At 62.3% G+C, this 19,326-nt stretch carries 15 protein-coding genes and 1 tRNA gene; all 16 read right to left on the bottom strand.

What is annotated here, in order from left to right:
• Positions 1-19 precede the first annotated feature (19 nt).
• On the bottom strand, positions 20-652 hold the full coding sequence (locus FXN63_RS15180) for a LysE family translocator (RefSeq protein ID WP_148816078.1): 633 nt from the start codon (positions 650-652) through the stop codon (positions 20-22).
• A gap of 251 nt (positions 653-903) precedes the next feature.
• Complete coding sequence (locus FXN63_RS15175) at positions 904-1,632, bottom strand: IclR family transcriptional regulator (RefSeq protein ID WP_246165203.1); 729 nt, start codon at positions 1,630-1,632, stop codon at positions 904-906.
• A 165-nt stretch (positions 1,633-1,797) separates the two neighbouring features.
• On the bottom strand, positions 1,798-2,898 hold the full coding sequence (locus tag FXN63_RS15170) for a quinone-dependent dihydroorotate dehydrogenase (RefSeq protein WP_148816076.1): 1,101 nt from the start codon (positions 2,896-2,898) through the stop codon (positions 1,798-1,800).
• A 52-nt stretch (positions 2,899-2,950) separates the two neighbouring features.
• Complete coding sequence (locus FXN63_RS15165; RefSeq protein ID WP_148816075.1) at positions 2,951-3,787, bottom strand: arginyltransferase; 837 nt, start codon at positions 3,785-3,787, stop codon at positions 2,951-2,953.
• A gap of 117 nt (positions 3,788-3,904) precedes the next feature.
• A complete protein-coding gene (aat, locus tag FXN63_RS15160) occupies positions 3,905-4,675 on the bottom strand; it encodes a leucyl/phenylalanyl-tRNA--protein transferase (protein ID WP_148816074.1) in 771 nt (256 codons plus the stop codon).
• 16 nt (positions 4,676-4,691) lie between these two features.
• A complete protein-coding gene (locus tag FXN63_RS15155) occupies positions 4,692-5,306 on the bottom strand; it encodes an NUDIX hydrolase (RefSeq protein WP_148816073.1) in 615 nt (204 codons plus the stop codon).
• A gap of 81 nt (positions 5,307-5,387) precedes the next feature.
• Entirely contained in the window at positions 5,388-9,830 is a 4,443-nt protein-coding gene (locus tag FXN63_RS15150; protein ID WP_148816072.1) for a cellulose synthase subunit BcsC-related outer membrane protein, read from the bottom strand.
• On the bottom strand, positions 9,806-11,026 hold the full coding sequence (gene bcsZ, locus FXN63_RS15145) for a cellulose synthase complex periplasmic endoglucanase BcsZ (protein ID WP_148816071.1): 1,221 nt from the start codon (positions 11,024-11,026) through the stop codon (positions 9,806-9,808). Before bcsZ ends, FXN63_RS15150 begins: the two co-directional genes overlap by 25 nt.
• Positions 11,027-11,040: 14 nt before the next feature.
• On the bottom strand, positions 11,041-13,407 hold the full coding sequence (gene bcsB / locus FXN63_RS15140) for a cellulose biosynthesis cyclic di-GMP-binding regulatory protein BcsB (RefSeq protein WP_246164830.1): 2,367 nt from the start codon (positions 13,405-13,407) through the stop codon (positions 11,041-11,043).
• On the bottom strand, positions 13,404-15,548 hold the full coding sequence (gene bcsA, locus FXN63_RS15135) for a UDP-forming cellulose synthase catalytic subunit (RefSeq protein ID WP_148816070.1): 2,145 nt from the start codon (positions 15,546-15,548) through the stop codon (positions 13,404-13,406). The genes bcsB and bcsA overlap by 4 nt, the downstream gene beginning before the upstream one ends.
• Before the next feature lie 68 nt (positions 15,549-15,616).
• A complete protein-coding gene (bcsQ, locus tag FXN63_RS15130) occupies positions 15,617-16,390 on the bottom strand; it encodes a cellulose biosynthesis protein BcsQ (protein ID WP_148816069.1) in 774 nt (257 codons plus the stop codon).
• A complete protein-coding gene (bcsP, locus tag FXN63_RS15125; RefSeq protein ID WP_148816068.1) occupies positions 16,387-17,235 on the bottom strand; it encodes a cellulose biosynthesis protein BcsP in 849 nt (282 codons plus the stop codon). The genes bcsQ and bcsP overlap by 4 nt, the downstream gene beginning before the upstream one ends.
• 45 nt (positions 17,236-17,280) lie before the next feature.
• The gene (gene bcsD, locus FXN63_RS15120) at positions 17,281-17,736 is read right to left on the bottom strand and encodes a cellulose biosynthesis protein BcsD (RefSeq protein WP_148816067.1); all 456 of its coding nucleotides are present in this window, start codon (positions 17,734-17,736) and stop codon (positions 17,281-17,283) included.
• Positions 17,737-17,873: 137 nt separating this feature from the next.
• On the bottom strand, positions 17,874-18,893 hold the full coding sequence (locus FXN63_RS15115) for a luciferase-like monooxygenase (RefSeq protein WP_148816066.1): 1,020 nt from the start codon (positions 18,891-18,893) through the stop codon (positions 17,874-17,876).
• A 62-nt stretch (positions 18,894-18,955) separates the two neighbouring features.
• Positions 18,956-19,201: a hypothetical protein gene (locus FXN63_RS15110; RefSeq protein ID WP_148816065.1), complete on the bottom strand. Its 246-nt coding sequence runs from the start codon at positions 19,199-19,201 to the stop codon at positions 18,956-18,958.
• Positions 19,202-19,241: 40 nt separating this feature from the next.
• Positions 19,242-19,318 (bottom strand) — tRNA-Met (locus tag FXN63_RS15105).
• Positions 19,319-19,326 lie beyond the last annotated feature (8 nt).

Below are 19,326 nucleotides of genomic sequence, written 5' to 3'. Positions count from 1 at the left end.
GTGTTTTGCTGATTAAGAATCAGCGGCGGCTTTCCAGCATCATGCGGGCGGCCAAGCCGGCCAGCACCGTGCCCATCAGCCAGCGTTGCACGATCAGCCAGGTGGGATGTGCAGCCAAGCCAGTCGCAATGGTGCCAGCCAGCACGGCAATCACTGCGTTGACGCTTACGCTGACGACGATCTGGGTAAAGCCCAGCACCATCGATTGCACGAACACACTGCCGTGCTCTGGCTGAATGAACTGAGGCAGCAAGGACAGGTACATCACGGCAATCTTCGGATTGAGCAGGTTGGTGATGAATCCCATCGTGAACAGCTTTTTGGGGCTGTCCTTGGGCAGATTGCGCACCGCAAAGGGCGAGCGTCCACCAGGCTTGACCGCCTGCCATGCCAAGTACAGCAAGTAGCACGCGCCGCCCAGGCGTAACGCGTCGTAGGCGTAGGGCACGGCCATGACCAGCGCCGTGATGCCAAGCGCTGCGCAAAGCATGTAGAACACGAAGCCCAGCGCTACCCCGCCAAGCGAGATCAGTCCGGCCGTTCTGCCTTGGCAGATCGAACGCGAAATCAGGTAAATCATGTTGGGGCCTGGCGTCAGCACCATGCCGAGCGAGATAAGGCCGAAGGCGAGAAGATTGGAGATTTCTGGCATGAGCGCCACTTATGAATATGCGCGCTCAAGCAATGAGCGAACAGGCTTTGTGTGATGAGGCGTGGTGTCCCCAGCAGATGCTTGGGGCGACCTCATGGCTAGGGATGCGCGAAGATGGCGCGGCCCCAACTGTATGCACAGCAAAGCAGTTCGAACAGATACAGATTTAATGAACTACAGGCGATACAGCGGAAACCAGCGGGTGTCTCCGATGCCCGGTTGCCACACCTGATCTTGCATCGCCGCCGACTTCAGTCGTGAATCGGCTCGTAACCCAAGGCGTCCGAGATGCCGGTGGCGGTCTGCACCAGGCTGTCGATCCAGTCATCCTGCAAGCGGTCGGCAGGAGCAGAAATAGACAGGCCGGCGATCAGTTTGCCGGTGTCATCGCGAATACTTGCTGCAATGCAGCGCACGCCAAGTTCCAGTTCTTCGTTGTCGCGGGCGTAGCCGTGAACACGCACGATTGCCAGTTCGCGCTCAAGCTTGTCGACATCGGTCAGGCTGTTGCGAGTGTGCCCGGCAAGCCCGGTGCGCATGGCATAAGCCCGAACCTGACGCGGGTCATCGGCAGACAGGAACAACTTGCCGACAGAGGTCAGGTGTAAGGGCGCGCGGCCGCCAATCGCACGCACCACCTGCATGCCCGAGCGTTCGCTGTAGGCACGGTCGATATAGACGATTTCGTCGCCTTGCCGAACCGACAGATTCACCGTCTGCCCGGTCAATCGATGCAAGGCACGCATGGGGGCCAGGGCGGCATCACGCACATTCAGGCGGTCTTTCACCAGGTGCCCAAGTTCCAGCAGCCGCATGCCAAGCGCGTACATGCCGCTGTCGACCCGATCCACAAAGCGGCCAACTACCAAGTCGTTCAAGATACGGTGGGCGGTAGACGGGTGCAGGCCGGTGATCCGCGACAAGTCCTTGAGACTTACCGGGTCAGGGCGCTGCGCCAGGGCATCGAGCAAGCGCATCATGCGCTCCAGCACCTGGATGGCGATTTGCGGAGACGAGTCTAGCGTCGGGGTGTCCAAAGGACGTATGCCCGACGCCGTCTGCAGGAATTGGGACATGGCTTTTTGTTGCAGTGCGCAAAAAGCTATTTTATCCCGTATTGTGAAAAAAGATAGTGCGGGTTGGCCTTAGGGCAGAATTGGACTGGTAGCGGGGCTGGTAACAGGGGCGGCACCTGGGCTGACAACCCGTCCCAGACCGATTGCATCCGAGCATTCACGGATAAGCGCCGGGCCACGGTAGATCAGGCCGGTGTACAGCTGAACCACGTCTGCGCCAGCGGCAATCTTGGCCTGCGCATCCGCGCCGTTCTGAATACCGCCCACCCCGATGATGGCCAGCGATTCACCTGCACGGGCACGCAGGCGCGAGATCACCCGCAGCGAACCCGCCTGCGCTGGCGGACCAGACAGGCCACCGGCTTCGTCGGCGTGTTCCATGCCAAGCACGGCGCTGCGATCCAGCGTGGTGTTGGTGGCAATGACACCATCGATGCCGAAGCTGGGCAGCAGTTCGGCAATCACATCGACCTGGGATTCATCCAGATCGGGGGCGATCTTGACCACAATCGGTACACGGCGGCTATGTGTCTGAGACAGTTCTTCACGCGCTTGGGACAGGCGCGACAGCAGTTGCGACAGTTCGTCAGCACCTTGCAGGGCGCGCAGGTTCTTGGTGTTGGGCGACGAGATATTGACCGTCACATAATCAGCATGCAGGTACACGCCAGTCAGGCCATTCACGTAGTCGTCGACCGCTTTTTCAATCGGCGTGTCTGCGTTCTTGCCGATGTTCAGGCCCAGAATGCCGCCGCGACGACGAAAACGGCTTGCCTGCACGTTTTCCAGGAACGCATCCAGCCCGTGGTTGTTGAAACCCATGCGGTTGATGATGGCGTTGGCCTGCGGCAGGCGGAACATGCGCGGACGCGGATTGCCGGGCTGCGGGCGCGGCGTGACGGTACCGACTTCGATGAAACCGAAACCGCACGCGGCCAGGGCATCGATGTATGCCCCATTCTTGTCCAGACCTGCGGCCAGGCCGACTGAGTTGCGCAAGGTCAATCCCATCAGTGTGCGCGGCGCAATCGGCGGCGCAGGCATGAAGCGGCTCAGGCCGAGTTTGTAGGCGTGTTGCAGGCCGTCCAGCGTAAGTTCGTGCGCTTTTTCGGCGTCGAGCGAGAAAAGTGCCGCGCGGGCGAGCGGGTAGGCATTGAAAAGAAGCGACATCGGATACGTGGCTGAAAGAGAAGGAAAGCAGAGAGAACCAGGTCGCCCGGACTCAGGGCGTGGTCGGTTCCGGGCCCGCAGGGTCTTGCTGCCGTCGCGCCATGCCGATCTCGGTCAGGGCAACGGTAGCGATGTGCGGGCCACGCGCTGCGTGGGTCGTCTCGACAATCGACAGTGGTGCCCAGGCACCTTCCTGAAGACCCTCGATCGGACGATAGTTGATCTTGTACGACATCTTGGGGCTGTTGGCGATCCAATATCCAAGATAAACGTAGGGCAGGCCAAGCAAACGGCACTGTTCGATCTGCCAAAGAATGTTCCAGGTGCCCAGGCTGCCCTTCAAATCCGGGTCGTAAAAGGTGTAGACCGAGGACAGCCCGTCGTCGAGCACGTCGATGATCGACACCATCACCAAGGTGTCTTCGTCGTCGCGGAATTCCACCAGTCTGGTGTTGACACGGCTTTGCAGCAGAAACTGCGCATACTGGTCGCGGCTGTCCTGATCCATGCCGCCACCGGCGTGCCGCGCCGACTGGTAGCGCAGATACAGCGCGTAGTGTTCCATCGAATACGTCAGCTGGGCGACGAATACGCGCAGGCCCTGATGCTGTTTGCGGGCGCGGTTCTGGGCGCGATTCGGCGTGAAGCTGTTCACCGGGATGCGAACCGGCACACATGCCCGGCAGGCGTCGCAGTAGGGGCGATAGGTGAAGACACCACTGCGGCGAAAGCCTGCGCGCACCAGCTCGCTGTAGACGTCGGGGCTGATCAGGTGACTGGGCGTGGCAACCTGGGATCGCGCCAGCCGGTCTGGCAGGTAGCTGCACGGATACGGGGCCGTTGCATAGAACTGCAAGGTGGTGAAGGGCAGGTCGCGAAGATGGGTCATGCTGGCGACTCCGGAAATCCGCTGGTGATGCGCAAGCGGTCCGTTCTGGACGGTATCGATGGCACCCACCCGACAGTGTCAATTTAATGGCACCACCGGGTCAGTCCGTCGGATGATTCAAGCCATAGGGCGATTCATGGTGTCCGACTCAGGAAGCAGCGTGCCCGCTGCGCTCAACACGCCGCGTTGCCAAGGTAGCTCGGGCATGTCCTGGAATTCTACAATCCTGCGGCGGAATTCGCTGCGGGGGATCGTGCAACCCCCCAGGAATCCCAGATGTTGCGTATCTTGTTGACAATCAATCATGGGCACGCCGTGCTGCCGCAGAAAGCCCACCAGGTAGGCCAGGGCGATTTTTGAGGCATCGGTGGCGCGGGTGAACATCGATTCGCCAAAGAAGGTGTGGCCGATGCCAATGCCGTACAGGCCGCCCGCCAGTTCGCCATCTATCCAGGTTTCAATCGAATGCGCCGTGCCCGCGCGGTGCCAAGCTCCGTAGGCCGCGCGCATTTCACGCGTGATCCACGAACCGGCTTGGCCGTCCCGGGGTGATGCGCAGGCCAGCATGACCGCATCGAACGCGGTATCGACTTTCACCTGCACCCGGGTGCTGCCCTCGGCCTCTTCGCGCGCCAGGCGGCGCAGTGTCTTACGCAAGGAATGCGAGGGCGCAAAGCGGTCGGTGAACAAGACCATGCGCGGGTCCGGGCTCCACCACAGCAGCGGCTCGCCAGGGGCATACCAGGGGAAAATGCCTTGCCGATAAGCGCTGCGCAGCCGTGTCAGGGAAAGGTCGCCGCCAATGGCCAGCAAGCCGGCCGGTTCGGTCAGTGCGGTTTCCACAGGGGGAAACGGGGTGTCGGTGTCCAGCACCACAGGCATGCGCATCGCGGCTACCTGGGTATCAGCTGCCAGCGGGAACAGCAGCGCGCAAGGGCGCAAGCGTTGGGGTATGCACCCCGAAGCTTCCCTTGCGACGATCTTCGAAGAACAGTTCCAGCGTGGTCGATACCGTGCGGAAAGCCAGTTCTTCCCAGGGAATGTCGGCTTCCAGGAAAAGCTGGGTTTCCAGGCTTTCCGGGCCGGGGGCGAAGTCGGTGTCCAGCAGACGCGCCAGGTAGAACACGTGAACCTGTTCTGCCGAGGGCACGTCGATCATCGTGAACAAGTTGCCCATCTCGACGCGCGCACCGGCTTCTTCCTGGGTTTCGCGTTCGGCACCCTGGAGGGTGGTCTCGCCAAGCTCCATGAAACCGGCCGGCAGCGTCCAATAACCATGACGCGGCTCGATGGCGCGACGGCACAGCAACACGTGTTCGCCCCATACCGGCACCGTGCCCACGACCAGTCGCGGGTTCTGATAGTGCACCGCGCCGCAGTGGTCACACAGCGCGCGTTCGCGGTTGTCGTCGGCCGGGACGCGGTAAGTCACCGGCGTCCCGCACTGCGAGCAGAAATGCTGCAGGCGGGGGGCCGGGAAGTAGGTCAGGGGATCGAGCGCGCGTGGCGGTGCGGTCATGGGCAATCTTGCTGGCAAAGTCGGTCTGCCATTAAACCCCATTTGTCGGCCAAGGACGCAGTCAGTCCCAAGACTGCGGTCTTAGTAGTGATACGGAGATCGCACCGGGTTGACGGGCAAGGACGCCTGCCGGGTCATCGGTTCGAACGCGTATTTCAGATACATGCCGCCGACGAACTGTCGGTAGTCGCTGGCGTTGTCCATGGCCAGATGACCGCCCAGGAACAGCTGCGGTGCCAATTGGTACTCGACCGCCGCGCCCAGGTTGTAGCCCAGCCCGGTTTTCGACTGTCCCGGGTAGATGGCGCTGCCGGTGCCACCCAGGTTCAGACCGACCGCACTGGCCGCAGCCAATTGGGCACCAGCCTGGCGACCGCTGTTGCCGGGGAAGTAATCGGCGGCGTCTTCGGTGAAGTGCTGCACACCGATCGAGCCACGCACCTGGTAGGCCAGGCGGCCGCTGCGCTGGTTCCAGGTCAGCGGCACACTCATCGACAGGAAGCTTTGCGGACTGAAATAGCCCCCGTGTCCGTAGGTGAAGTAGCGCAGGTTCTTGTCGTAGGACAGCGCGGTAATGTTGATGCCACCGGTCAAATCGCTGTTGGCGTCGCGCATCATGCGCACATAAATGCCGCCGCCGCCTTCGATGCGTGAATTGGTGACCACGTTGGTGCCATCCAGCGAGTGGAAGGAACCATAGCCGTACAGCCCGTATTCGCCGTTGTCGTAACCGATCTCAAGCCGGCCACCGGTGGCCGACACGCCGCCCCAGCTTTCCCCGGTTCGTGCATCACGGGCACCGGCAAACGACAGCAGGCTGTCGGTAACCGGGCGGCGCGATACCTCGGCGTTATACGAGAAGTCGCCGGCGAACGGGCCTTTCAGACGCAAGCCGCCATTGAGCGTGGTGTAGCGAAAGCCCAGCGGCGAGCTGCCAAGATCGGCCTCGATCCGTTCACCCAGATAGCCCACGCCAATACCCAAGCCGGTCTGGCTTTGGGACCCTGCATCGCCGGTAGTGCGGCCAGCCTGTGCGATGGCTGCTGCCGGGCCACCACCAAAGCGGCTGTTGGCGTCATAACTGCTGCCGGGCGTGCCGGCATCGATCGCCACCGGCGTGACGCGCAGCGCAAACTTGCCGTCGCCCACCGGCAGCTTCATTTCCACGGGGGCCGAGATGTCGCTGAGTTCGCTCATGCCGGATTCACCCTGACGTGTGCGTACCGTAGGCGCGACGGCGATGGTCGGGGTGCGATCCTGACGGATCTCGTTGAGTTCGTCTTGTACGGTGCGCGGGCGTGGCGGGGCACCTGCGGCCGGTGCATCGACGGACCAGGGCGCACTGGCCAGGGGACCGGCGGGCTGGCCCGCTGCATAGGCCGATGCCTGCCGCGCTGCGCCGCCTGCGAAATAAGGTGCCATGTAGGCAGGTGCTTGCGACGCCGGCGTGGCAGGCGGCGGCACGTAGCTTTGGGCCTGGCCGTAAGCGGGCAGGGGGTATTGACCTGCCTGGGCGTACTGCGGCGCTTGCTGGCCGTATTGGCTGCCTGCGCCATAGGGTGAAGCCGCAACCGGTGCTTGCCCGTAAGGCGACGCAGCAGACGCAGCCGCCGTGTTGCGCGCCGGTGTGCGTGTGCTGGCCGGGGCCGGGATCGCCCCGCGTGGCGCGGCCGCAGGCGCTGCAGGAGCAGCATCCTGGTAATAGGCACCGGGTGCGGCCGGTGCAGAAGGCGCGCCGTAGGGGGTGTAGCCCTGCTGCACGTAGGCGTCCTGGCTGGGCGCGGCATAACCGCTTGCCCCAGCAGGCGTAGGAATGTAGGCGTTGCCGCCGTATGGATTCCCACCCTGTGGCGCATAGCCTTGCGCTGACGCCACCTGCGGCGCATAGCCAGGCTGCACGGTCGGCAAGAAGCCGGGCGATGCCACCGAGGGGGCTTGTTGCTGTCCCTGTGCCGAACTCGCGCGTTGCCCAGGGCGTCCAACAAACGGATTGGTTGACCGGCCTGCGTTTGCCACCTGGGCCGGGGCACCACGGCCACCAGCCACGGGTACGCCGCGCTGCTGATTTTCTGCTGCCACGGCAGCCGTGAAGTACTGCGCAGCCTTGCTGTTCTTGCCTTGCGCCCGATACAGACGGCCGGCAGCGGTCAATACGTCCGGATTCTGCGGGGCACGGGCCAGCGCAGCTTCGATGGTTGACTCGGCATAACCGTATTCCTTGGCCGAGGTCGCCACGCCAACGGCCGACAACATCAAGGGCAGGTCTTCCGGGCTGCGACGCAGCAACTCGGTGTACAGCGCCAATGCCTGGGCATGGTCACCCGCCGCGGCATGCATGCGTGCCAGTGCACCGATTGCCTGCGGGTCGTCGGGTCGTTCGGCCAGTACTGGAGCCAGCGTGTCGTAAGCCGTCACCAAGTCGCCCGATTCACGCAAGGCATCGGCCTGGCGAACGATGTAGGCCAGGCGGATGTCCTCGAAGCTTTGGCGTTCGCTGCTTGTCATCTGGCCCGGTTGCAACTGCCGCAGCACCCCGGCAAGTTCAACGTCTTGCCCGGTCTTCAGCAAGATGGCGGCGTATTGCAGGCGAATGCCGGCACCCGGGCGCGTGGTGCGCGCCATCAATTGGCGGATCATGCCAATCGCGCGGGTCGAGTCGCCCGCATCGCTGTAGGCGCTGGCCACCGCACCCAGCAGTTCCGGGTCTTGCCCGGCCGATGCCTCGATCTGGCCAAGCACTGCCAGTGCTTCGCGTTGGCTACCCTGGCGAGCAAGTTCGGACGCGCGATCAGCCTGGGCGTGCACCCACACCCGGCGCTGCAGCGTTGCCATGTCACGCGTGCGGTTTTGCGCCGGGATGTTCTCCAGCGTGGTCAGGGCACCGTTCCAATCCTTCATCTCGCTGGCAAGCAAGGCGCTGGCGTACAAGGCTTCGGGCATGTTGGGGTTCGAGATCAGCAGCCCGTCCATCACGCCACGGGCGTCGTTCAACCCGCCCATCTTCATGTACAGACGCGCCAGATCCAGTCGAATCCAGGGGCTGTTCGGGTCGTTCAGCAGGGCGTCTTCCAGTGCAATGCGCGCCGTGTTGTCGTCGCCGCGTGCTGACGCCGCCTTGGCGGCCCCAACGGCTTGCGCTGCCCGCAGCTTGCCAAGCTCACCAATCTGATCCTGCTGGGCCGGGCTCAGGCGTTCGATGATCGCCAGCGCCTGGTCAGGCTTGTTGTTCTGGGCCATGACGCCTACCAGGCCACGCACGGCGTCCGGGTTGTCGTTCTGACGAGCCAGGACGCGGCGGTACGCTGCTTCGGCGGCATCAAGCTGACCACTTTGCGCCAGCACGTCGGCCAAGGCGTTTTCTGCAGTGATTTCCTTGGGGTCGAGCTTGACTGCCTGTTCCAGCAAGCGGCGCGCAGTGCCCAGATCGTTGCTGTCGCGCGCGGCCGTGGCCTGTCCGATCAAGGACCAATAACTTGCGCTGTTCAGCGCGGTTCGCCAGCGCGCGGCCGAGCCTTGGCGAGTAGCGCGTTCCAACAGGTCGCGCGCCTCCGAGAAGCGTTCTTGGCGCAGGCGCAAGACACCCAGGCCACCCAATGCGTCGCCGTCGTTGGCGCGTCGGCTTAGCACAGCCTGGAAATCGGCTTCTGCCTTGGCCAGATCGCCGGTATCCAGCGCTTTGAACCCTTCACTGCTGCGCTGGCGCAGCGGATCGACACTGGCTTGCACCGTGCGACGGGTTTCCTGTTCCTGCTTGGTGATTTCGTCCAGGCGGCCCTTGATGGCCGCGTCGTCAGGGTTCTTTTGCAAGAACGCCTGGTACAGCGGCACGTCTGCGGCACGGGTACCGATCCACGCCAGCGAACGACGCCATGCCGCCGTGGCGGCACTGCCCACGTCTGGCCGGGATGACAGTTCGGCCAGCCGTTGAATGCCATCGCGACGCGTGTTTTCGCGGTAAGTCAGGTGCTGGGCAAGTGCCAGTGCAATCTGTGAATCGTTGGGCGATTCACGTGCCAGCCGTTCCAGGCCTTGGCGTGCTTCATCCCAACCCTGTGGCGTGCCGCCCAGGGTTTGGTAGTACTCCAGTGCCAATCGACCTTGCGGTGGTTTGCCGCCCAAGGCTTGCTGATACGCGGCAATGGCTTGCGTCGATTCGCCGCTGCGGGCCAACTGACGGGCATCTTCCAACTGGCGCGGATTGCCGCCCAGATTGATCGCCTGTTCAAGCTGCGCCACCAGCGGGCTGCCGGGATGGGCGCGCTTCAATTGCGCCAGATAATCGCGGGCAGCTTCTGGCCGCTTGGCTTCCAGTTCCACCGTGGCCATGCCGTACAAGGCATCTGCCTGCGTGGCATTCAGGCGCAACAGCTTTTGCCAGGCTTCGGCAGCGCGTTGGCCGTTACCGCGAGATTGCCAATATTGGCCTTGTTCGATCAGGACATTGATCGGGTCCTGAGCATAGGCCGCATTCTGGATGACGGCCGCGACGAGTCCGAAGATCAGCGAGCGGTGGCGCGAGGACATGCCTTCTCCCAGCGAAGTTGCAACTGTCCTGATGGCAGGAAACGGTAGCGTTGTTCTGACCAGCCCGTGCCAAACAGGCCGAGCACGTAATCGTAATAGGGCGGCGGGTTGGCGTTGCCCGGCGCAAAGGCCGCCTGCACCCGCGCAGCCTGCGCATTGCGCAAGGCCGTCTGGCCCAGCGCCTCATAGTAGGGCAACAAGGCCGCCGAAAACCCGACCGGCCCCGTTCCGCGCGCCACACCCGTCAGCACCTGCACGTATTCGGGCGGCAGCGGCGTTGCCTGTGCCGCCGCGCGCATGCCAGACAAGGCATTCAGGGCCGGTTTGGCCAGGGCGTCGCCGGGTGGGGTCATGCCCGCCCACATGTAATTGCGAATGGCGTCATAGCTGCCCACGTCGCCTTTGACAGTATCGACGACAAAGCTGCCAGTCTTGCCATCCAGTGATTTGTAGCCAACCCAGTCCGCCGCAAAACCCTTGGGCGACGCTTCACGCAGCATGCGCACGGTGTTGGATGCGATTTCGTTCCAGCGTGTCTGCTTGTCTGCTGCGGCCAGGCGTCGCAACACCGGCACTGGCATGTAGCTGGGATTGAGCCGCCACAGCTGGTCTGGCAGCGCAAAACCCACCGGAGCAGGTAGCAGCATCTGCCCAAGCCCGGGGATGGCCACGACTTCGTCCTGGGCAACACGTTTCAGCAGCGTGTGCGCGTCGGCAATATAGTCGTCGCGCTTCCATAACCGACCTGCTTCAAGCAGGACGTAGGCAAACCACAGATCGGCGTCAGATGCCGCGTTAGGGTCCAGCACACCCCAGGTGCCGTCCTGGCGCTTGCCCCATTGCCACGCAGGCAGGCGGGACGACAGATCGCCGCCAGCCAGATTGCCCACGCTCCAGCGCCAAAGACTTTCGAAGGTGTCGGCATCGCGTGCGATCAGCGCGAAGAACATGCCGTAAGACTGCCCTTCGGATGTCGAATGCAACTGCGGCACGCTGAAGTCAACGACACGCCCGTCAGGCTGGACAAAGCGCTGCAAGAAGTCCTGGTACAGCGGCCATTGTGCCGATGGGCACGCATTGCCCTGCGCGATTGCCGGCGTGGTCAGGCAGGTCGCGGCCAGCACGGCCAACACCCCGCCCACACGGCGAAGTCGTTGGCCTGTTTGCAGGCGCGACAGCAGCTTGCTGAGAAACATGAGAACCCGTTTTTTTACTTGAGACGGCGACGGGCGCGAGCACGAAGTGTCAGGTACAGCACCGCAGCCACCAGCACGGCACTGACAATACTGGCGACCAGCAACAGCAATGGCCGTTGCGAGAGGAACCATTGTGCATACAGCACCGGGCCAAGGGAACCCACGTAATAGTTCGAGTCGGCCACCAGGCTATTGACTTGCTTGCCACGGATCACCGCAAAGCTGCCTTGGATCTGCTTGACCATGTCAGCGTCTCGCAAGGCGACGACCGCATCCCCCAAGCCTGCCGCCTGATTGCTCGACACCAGCACCACACTGCGTCCGCTAGCCAAGGGTGATTCGAATCCGGCAATCACGGTATCGGTGCTGTTGCTGGTTACCGACAGCTGCTTGCGCTGCACCATGCGGTCGGCGCGGCTGCTGTCCCACCACGACACTGCGCGATACACCAGGTCAGACAGTTCGAAGCGCTTGGTATTGCCATCCAGCGAGAAGGGAAGCGAGCTGGACCACTGGGTCAGCAGGGGTTGCTTGGCACCGGAAGACAGCACCAACAGGTCCTTGTCGGCAACCGAGTCCACTTGCTGTGCAGGCACCACGGTAACCCCAGTTGCTGGATAGCCCGTGGATTCACCCATGTGCCCCAGCAAGTTCAGGTACACGCCGTAGTCGCTGGCAACCGGTGCATCCGGCAAGACCACCGCGGTTTCCGACAAATCGGCCAGCCGGGTGAACGGGAAGCCGCTGTTGCTGAACGCTGCCAGGTCGGGCATGGCGATGAAATGCTTGTAGCCCGAGATATCGATGGTCGAATCAGGCTCAATGGCACCCTTGACGTTGTCAAGAATGACGTCCTTGCAATCGCCTTGCTTGGCCATGTCATAGTAGTAATGGAATTGCAGCTGGCTTTGCGACGGCAGCTTGAACAGCGGAATGCGGATGTCACGCTGTGATGCAGCCGTGCCATCGGGCATCAGCTTCGCCATCAGACGTTGCGCCTGGTTGCCACCACCGCGTTCCGCGGCGAAGAGCGGCAGGGCAGCCACGAACTGTTGGTTGATGTTGATGTTCAGCGTGGACTTGTCGGTTGCCGGGCGCGGCGTGTAGCGATAGCGCAGGTCGATCGGAATGCCCTTGTCGCGCCAGCCGAACAGATCGGGCGGCAGGCGCATGCTGATACGAATCAGGTCAGGGGAATATCCCGACACGTTCAAGGTCTGTGCCTGTGCCAGATCACCGAACTTCACGGGGCCATCGGTAGGCAGCCAGTTCGGCGCATCGTAAGGACGGCGCGGTTTCAGGTCTGCGAACTGAGTGATGGTCGCGGTCTGCCCCGACAGGGCTTGCGAACCCGTGGACAACGCGTTGGCAGCAATCTTCAATTCATTCAGATCACGACCTTGCACCAGCAACAGCTTGCCGCGTGCATCGTTCGGATTGGGCACGATCGATACGGTGGGACCGGCAACGGCAGGCGCGTTCAGGCCGGGCAGGCGTTCGGTACCCGTCAGCAGCACCACGGCGCTGCCGGTTTGCGGAATCTGGCCCAGGCTGACGCTGAACGCCGCGCCGCGATAACCCGCCAGTGCACCGAACCATGACGACAGCGCGCCTGCGGCTTCCAGCGAACCGGTGGTGGGCGTACCGGAAAACACAAACGGCAGGCTCAACGGACGGACGTCGCGTCGGTCGAAGAACGGCAGTGGCAGCAAGGCCAGATCGTTCTCCAGGCTAAGCGGCGACACCGTGAATTCCAGCACGCTGTTGTTGCTGATGTTGGCCCACAAACTGGAATGCGCAGGGTCTTCGCATTGCATGGTGTAGTGGCCGATCAGCTGCAGGTTCAGTCGGCTGAACTCGGTGATCAGCCGAGGCGGAATATCGATCTCGCGGCTCAGGTTGGTGCCTGCGGTTTCTTTCGGAACCGGAATCGTGCCCGCCACTTCCTCGTTCACGATCACATTGATGTGTGAAAGCTCGGGCACCAGTGCCGGCGAATACGCATAGTTCAGCTTCAGCTTTGCACGGGTGACGATCTCGTCAGCCCGGATGCTGAAGGGCACGCCATTGCTGCCTTCAATACCGCGCAATTGCAGCGGATACAGCGCGCCCAATTGCTTCAGCGTGACCTGATAGGTACGCGAACCGCCGGGCAAGGAAGCGCCGCCCGGGGTACCGATGATGGGGGCATCGAGCGGTACCGGTTTGCCTGCGGCTTCGGCGCGCTCGGCCCGTTCCGCTGCGGTCAAGGCCCAGGCGGGTGCCACGCTGCCCACCATCAACACGCCCGCAAGCAAGGCCGGCAACCCACGGCGCGCGCCGGGAAGTCCGTGAATGCGCCGGGTATGGCAGATGGTCGTGCGGGCAGTGCGAGCGTTCATTTATCCCCCGTGTCGAGTTTGGGTGCTGATGCCCGGCGTGTGTGGCGGGGGGCAGTGGCCATGCTGTACAAATGTTTGAAGAACAGGCCGAAGCCCTTGAAACCGATGCGCACCACCGTCTTGAGTGCGGTCAGTGGCGTGTCGCGTACGCCGTTGCCCCAGGCGTTTGCCCAGGTGTCGGCGCGTGCAAAGGTCAGCTGCGCAAGTTCCACCTGCTGCTTGACGTTCAGATTTTCGAAGTGCACACCCAGCCGATTATTGCGGTTGAACACCACCACCGCTGGGAATACGCCTTCTTCGCGATTGCGGAAGATCGACACCTGCACCTTCTCGCCCATGGGCACTTCCATGTTGGCCGGCAAGGTCAAGCCCAGGCCGGTCTGCGAGAAGTCCTGCGTTTCGCAGGCAATCGTGCGGCCGTTGGCAAAACGCACGGTGCTGGGCAACTGCGCCGCCACACGCGGCGCAAGCCGGATCTGTTTGTTCTCGCTGGCCACCGCAATGCTGGCACTGGCGATCACCATGTTGTAGAAGGTCCAGAACAGGTTGATGATCACCGTGATCGGTTCCAGGCTTCCGCCGTTCAGCAGAATCACTGCACCTGCGCCAAAGCCCACCATGTTCAGCAGCAACAAGATGATGTAGGGACGGGCGATGGTCCAGTCGAAATACGACTCGTCGATCACCCCGCCTTTGGCCGTCACATTGAACTTGCCAAGCTTGGGGTTGATGAAGGCCACCACCACCGGGCGCAAGATGTACCAGGCCAGCACGGTTTCATAGACTTCGTTCCAGAACGAATGCCGGAACCGGCCCTGAATGCGTGAATTGGTGATGCTGGCGTGCAAGATGTGCGGCAGCGCAAACGCCGTGATCATCATCGCGCTGGCCTGGAAGATGTGCGCGCCGAACAGCAGGAAAGACAGCGGTGCCGTCAGGAAGATCAGTCGTGGCAGCCCGTAGAAGAAGTGCAGCATCGCGTTCAGGTAGCACAGGCGCTGCCCAAGTTTCAGGCCACGGCCAAGCAAGGGATTGTCGACCCGGCAGATCTGCGCCATGCCGCGCGCCCAGCGAATGCGCTGGCCGATGTGCCCCGACAGGCTTTCGGTAGCCAGCCCGGCTGCCTGCGGAATCGCCAGGTAGGCCGTGTTGTAGTTCAGGCGATTCAGTTTCAGCGCCGTATGCGCGTCCTCCGTCACGGTTTCCACCGCAATCCCGCCCACTTCCAGCAGCGGGCCACGGCGGATCACCGCGCAGGACCCGCAGAAGAATGTGGCGTTCCACAAGTCGTTGCCGTCCTGGATCAAGCCGTAGAACAGCTCACCTTCGTTGGGAATCGCACGGAAGGTTTCCAGGTTCTTTTCGAACGGATCGGGCGAGAAGAAGTAATGCGGCGTCTGCAACATGGCGAGCCTGGCGTCGCGCATGAACCAGCCCATCGTCACCTGCAGGAAGGATCGCGTGGGCACGTGGTCGCAATCGAAGATCGCCACGAACTCACCGTCGGTCACTTGCAAGGCAGCATTGATGTTGCCGGCCTTCGCGTGCCGATTGTTGTCTCGCGTCACATACCCCACGCCCACGTCTTCGCAGAACTCGCGGAACTCGTCGCGCCGGCCGTCGTCCAGCACAAACACCTTCACCTTGTCGACGGGCCAGTCGAGCGCCAGTGCGGTGAAGACGGTTTGCTTAACGACTTCAAGCGGTTCGTTGTAGGTCGGGATGAACACGTCGACCGTGGGCCACTGCGTCATGTCCGACGGCATGGGTACGGGTTTGCGTTCCAGTGGCCAGGCGGTCTGGAAATATCCCAGCAGCAACACGATCAGCGCGTAGAGCTCGGCCAGCAGCAGGCCTGTGCCGAAGAACGTATCCAGCGCGGTCTCGAAGCCCAGGGTTTCGGTCACGCGCCAGTACATGTAGCGCAGCGACGCCGCCACCGACAAGACCATCATCGCCAGCGTGCCAAGACGGCTGCCGGTCTTGCTGAGCACCAGGGCTACGATGAAACCCGTGGCCGCAAAACCCAGCTGTTGATACAGGTCCAGCGGCACAGTCACCACCAGCCCGAACAGGGCGGTGGCCACCAGCATGGCCATCCATCGAACTACCCGCGAGTCCCAGATTTTGAGGGACAGCATGCGATCACCCGATCGCGTCAGCCATGCAGCAAATCTGGAGCGCGGCGCGGGTAGGCCGGTGTCTTCGCTCACAGGGGATGCCCTGCGTATTGGATCAGGCCGGACAGACGCTCGGCGCAATTCACGAAGTCCTGGGTGGCTTGGCAGCGCACGTCGTAATCGAGCACGCTCTTGTCGTAGGCCAGCGCTTCACTGACCGATGGGTCTTGGTGAATCAGCCCGATGATGCGATCACCGAAATTGGCGTTCATGACTTGCACCACGTCTTTCGCCAACTGACGCGAGTTGTCGACCTGGTTGATCACATACGAATAGCTTGAGAAATTCGGACGGCGTGTGCAGTAGGTCTGCACCAGGCCTTCCATCATCGGCAAGGTTGCGTACGAGGCCGCATCGGGCAAGGTGACGATGACCACGACACTGGCTGTGGTCAGGGCCTGGCGCATGTAAACCGAAGGACCAGGTGGCGTATCCAGCAGCACGATGTCTTCGTCGTCGAGGCCCAGCGTGTCCAGTTGCGAGCGCAACCAGGTGGGCTGCTCATCGAGCAGGTTTTCGAAGGACTCGCGGTCGGACTCGTTGACCGATCCGTAGGGCAGCACCACGACGCCAGACGGGCTCTGGCAACAGGTTTCGGCCCACGGCTGGCCCGCCAGCGAGGCGCGCGAAATACCCTTGATTTCCTGGGGGCTGATGCCGAAGTGGAAACGCAAGGCGTTTTGCGGGTCCAGATCGGCCGTGAACACCCTGTGGCCGCGATAGCGCAATGCCGTGCTAAGGGTTGCGGTCACGGTGGTCTTACCGACACCACCCTTGGCCGACACGATGGCAATGATCTTCACAATCTGCTTAACCGTTGGAGAAGCGACGCGCTTTTATCTCGCGTCGTCGCTGGGTCTGGCGTCGGCTGAGGCTGCGACAACCGTTGAAAAATTGCTTGCAGCGGGGTGAGTTCTGCAGGCGCGGGCGGTGCATTTCTCAGCATCGGCGGTGATGCAAGTGTAGTGGGTGCGGGTGAGGTGGGCGCAGGTCCGGGCATAGACCCAGAAACATGCCCAGACGCGTGCCGGGTAGATGCATGTCCAGGAGACACATGTCCAGGAGACGCATGGCCAGCAGACACATGCCCAGTAGAAGCAAGCCCGGCAAGCGGCGCAGACACGGGCCTGGACGCTTGCACCAAAGGCTCGGGCTGCGCGGGAGTCGGTTCGGGCAAGCCTTGGCGCATGCCAGCCAACCCGGCTGCCGACCCTGCGGGACGCGTTGGCGGAACAATGTGACCACGCGGACGAGGAGGGACGAACTGTGCCTGCGGTGCGCTGCGTGCCGGCGCAACCGGTGCAGGTGCCTGCTCGGCCGCCGGGGCAGGGGGCGCAAAACGCGGCTCTACCCGGGGGTCGAGCCGAGCGTCACCCCGTTGCTCTGCCCGTGACTCGCCTGCCGCGTGCGCGCCAGCAGGCGGCGTGACACGGCCACGCAGACTTCCCGGCAGCGACTGGGCGGCATTGGTCGGCATGTGCGGTTGAACAGGCGGGTGGTGCTCGCCCTGCGTGGCCTCGATGGACGACAGCAGTGGCCAGCGGGCCTGGGAATCCTTGGCTTCGCTGGCTCGCCCGATTTCGTAGTACTCATCTGGCCGCCCACCGAATTGTTTCAGCAGGTTGGCGATATCGTCGGAGTCTTTCATGGCCCCATCTTTCAAAACGTACGCACACAAAGGTGCATTCCCGGATCAGCGCCCGAGGCGATACTCCACGCAACCGGCCATGTCAGGCTCGGTGTGTTGCTTGACGGTCAATGCCGCGCCAGACCCTTGCTGTTGAAACCAGCCCTGGTAGACGCCTTCCAGAAATGCCGGCGTCCATGACAGGGCGTCCTGTCCGAATGCCGATCGTAAGGGCGCGCAGTTATGCGTGATGCGCAAATGATCAGGCGCTTCTTCCACGGCGACCCATCCCCAGTCCAGGCCCACCCACACTTTGCTCATGGCAAATTGCATGTCGTCCACGGTCTGGCAACTATCAAGCGTGATCTGGCTAGCAAAACGTGCGCCTACGCGGTGCATCAGGGCGCGCAGATCGGCCGGATCGAGCTGTGTGGAGAATTCTTCGGCCAACGCGCCAAGAAACGATTTCCACTGCCTGGAGCACTGCCTGTCAGACAGATATTCAACGATCGAGGAATTCACCGTGTCACTTCCTGGGCTTGGCGCGTGTTATCAAGGTATTCAGCGTATCAGAAAGCATGGTCGGGATTGCGCAATCCTGCATTACGAAACCTTATCAACGTCCTGCTTCCGCCTTACTTGAGTCTTATATCGAGTGCTTACGTAAGCGCTGTCTTGGTGGATGCGTGCGCTAACTGTTCACGTGCATCCGCTGCAAGATCGAAGGAATGCAGACGCGCCTGATGGTCGTAGCACTGCGCGGTAATCATCAGTTCGTCTGCCCCGGTTTGTCGTATCAAAGAAGCCAGGCCACGGCGAATTGTTTCGGGTCCGCCCACCACCGACACGGCCAGTGCGCGTTCCACATTCACCTTCTCGCTTGGCGTCCAGATCGTGTCCATGGTCTCCACGGGCGGCGGCAATTGCCCCCGCGTGCCGCGCCGCATGTTCAGAAACTGTTGCTGCAAGGTCGTGAACAGGTGCGCCGCTTCTGCATCCGTATCTGCGGCGAACACATTGACTCCCACCATCGCATGCGGTTTTTCCAGCTGCGCCGAGGGCTCGAAATTGCTTCGGTACACATCAAGTGCCTGCAACAGAAAATCAGGCGCAAAGTGCGATGCAAAAGCAAAAGGCAGCCCCAGGCGCGCTGCCAGGTGCGCACTGAAAAGGCTTGATCCCAACAGCCAGATCGGCACGCGAAGCCCTTCACCCGGTACCGCGCGAACGCTTTGTCCGTCGGTGAGTGGCTCGAAGTACGATTTGAGTTCCATCACATCTTGCGGAAAGCTCTCGTCGCTGCCCATCAGGTTACGGCGCAAGGCGCGCGCGGTGCGCTGATCGGTGCCGGGCGCACGGCCCAGACCCAGGTCGATGCGGCCCGGAAACAGCGAGGCCAGGGTGCCGAATTGTTCGGCAATCACCAGCGGGGCGTGATTGGGCAGCATGATGCCCCCAGACCCCACTCGAATCGTCGACGTGCCCGCTGCCACGTGGCCGATCACCACGGCAGTGGCCGCACTGGCGATGCCGGTCATGCTGTGATGTTCGGCCAGCCAATAACGGCAGTAGCCGCGCCGTTCGGCAAGCTGTGCCAGCGCCAAGGTGTTCTTGAACGACTGGGCAGGCGTGCTGCCAAGTGTGATCGGGCTGAGGTCAAGGACGGAAAACGGAATCATGCGCTGCCTCATGGCGATAGGTGCGGGCGGTAGATGCTGGCGATAAGTGCGGGCAATGGATGTCAGCGATAAAGGCTGGCAATGCATGTCGGCAATGCGTGCACGGACTCGGCGCTTCGCCCATGAATCGCCCGGATGGCCGCGGCCGGGTCGACATGCTGAACCTGGAAGATGACGGTACGATAAATGGACCCTCCCGACCACCCCTTATCAGCCCCCCCCCAATCAGCCAAGCCATCCGAACGCGCAAACAAAAAGCCCGCCATCGATTTCGCGATGGCGGGCTTTTTGTTTGCGACAACTTTCATCGCAGATTTGAGTCCAGCTTTGCTGGCACCAAATCGAATCTGGTTGCGGGGGCAGGATTTGAACCTACGACCTTCGGGTTATGAGCCCGACGAGCTGCCAGACTGCTCCACCCCGCGTCTGAGAA

The organism is Pigmentiphaga aceris, assembly GCF_008119665.1.
Lineage (GTDB): Bacteria > Pseudomonadota > Gammaproteobacteria > Burkholderiales > Burkholderiaceae_B > Pigmentiphaga > Pigmentiphaga aceris.
Note: the sequence above shows the minus strand (reverse complement) of the source record. Positions and strands in the feature narration are given on the sequence as shown.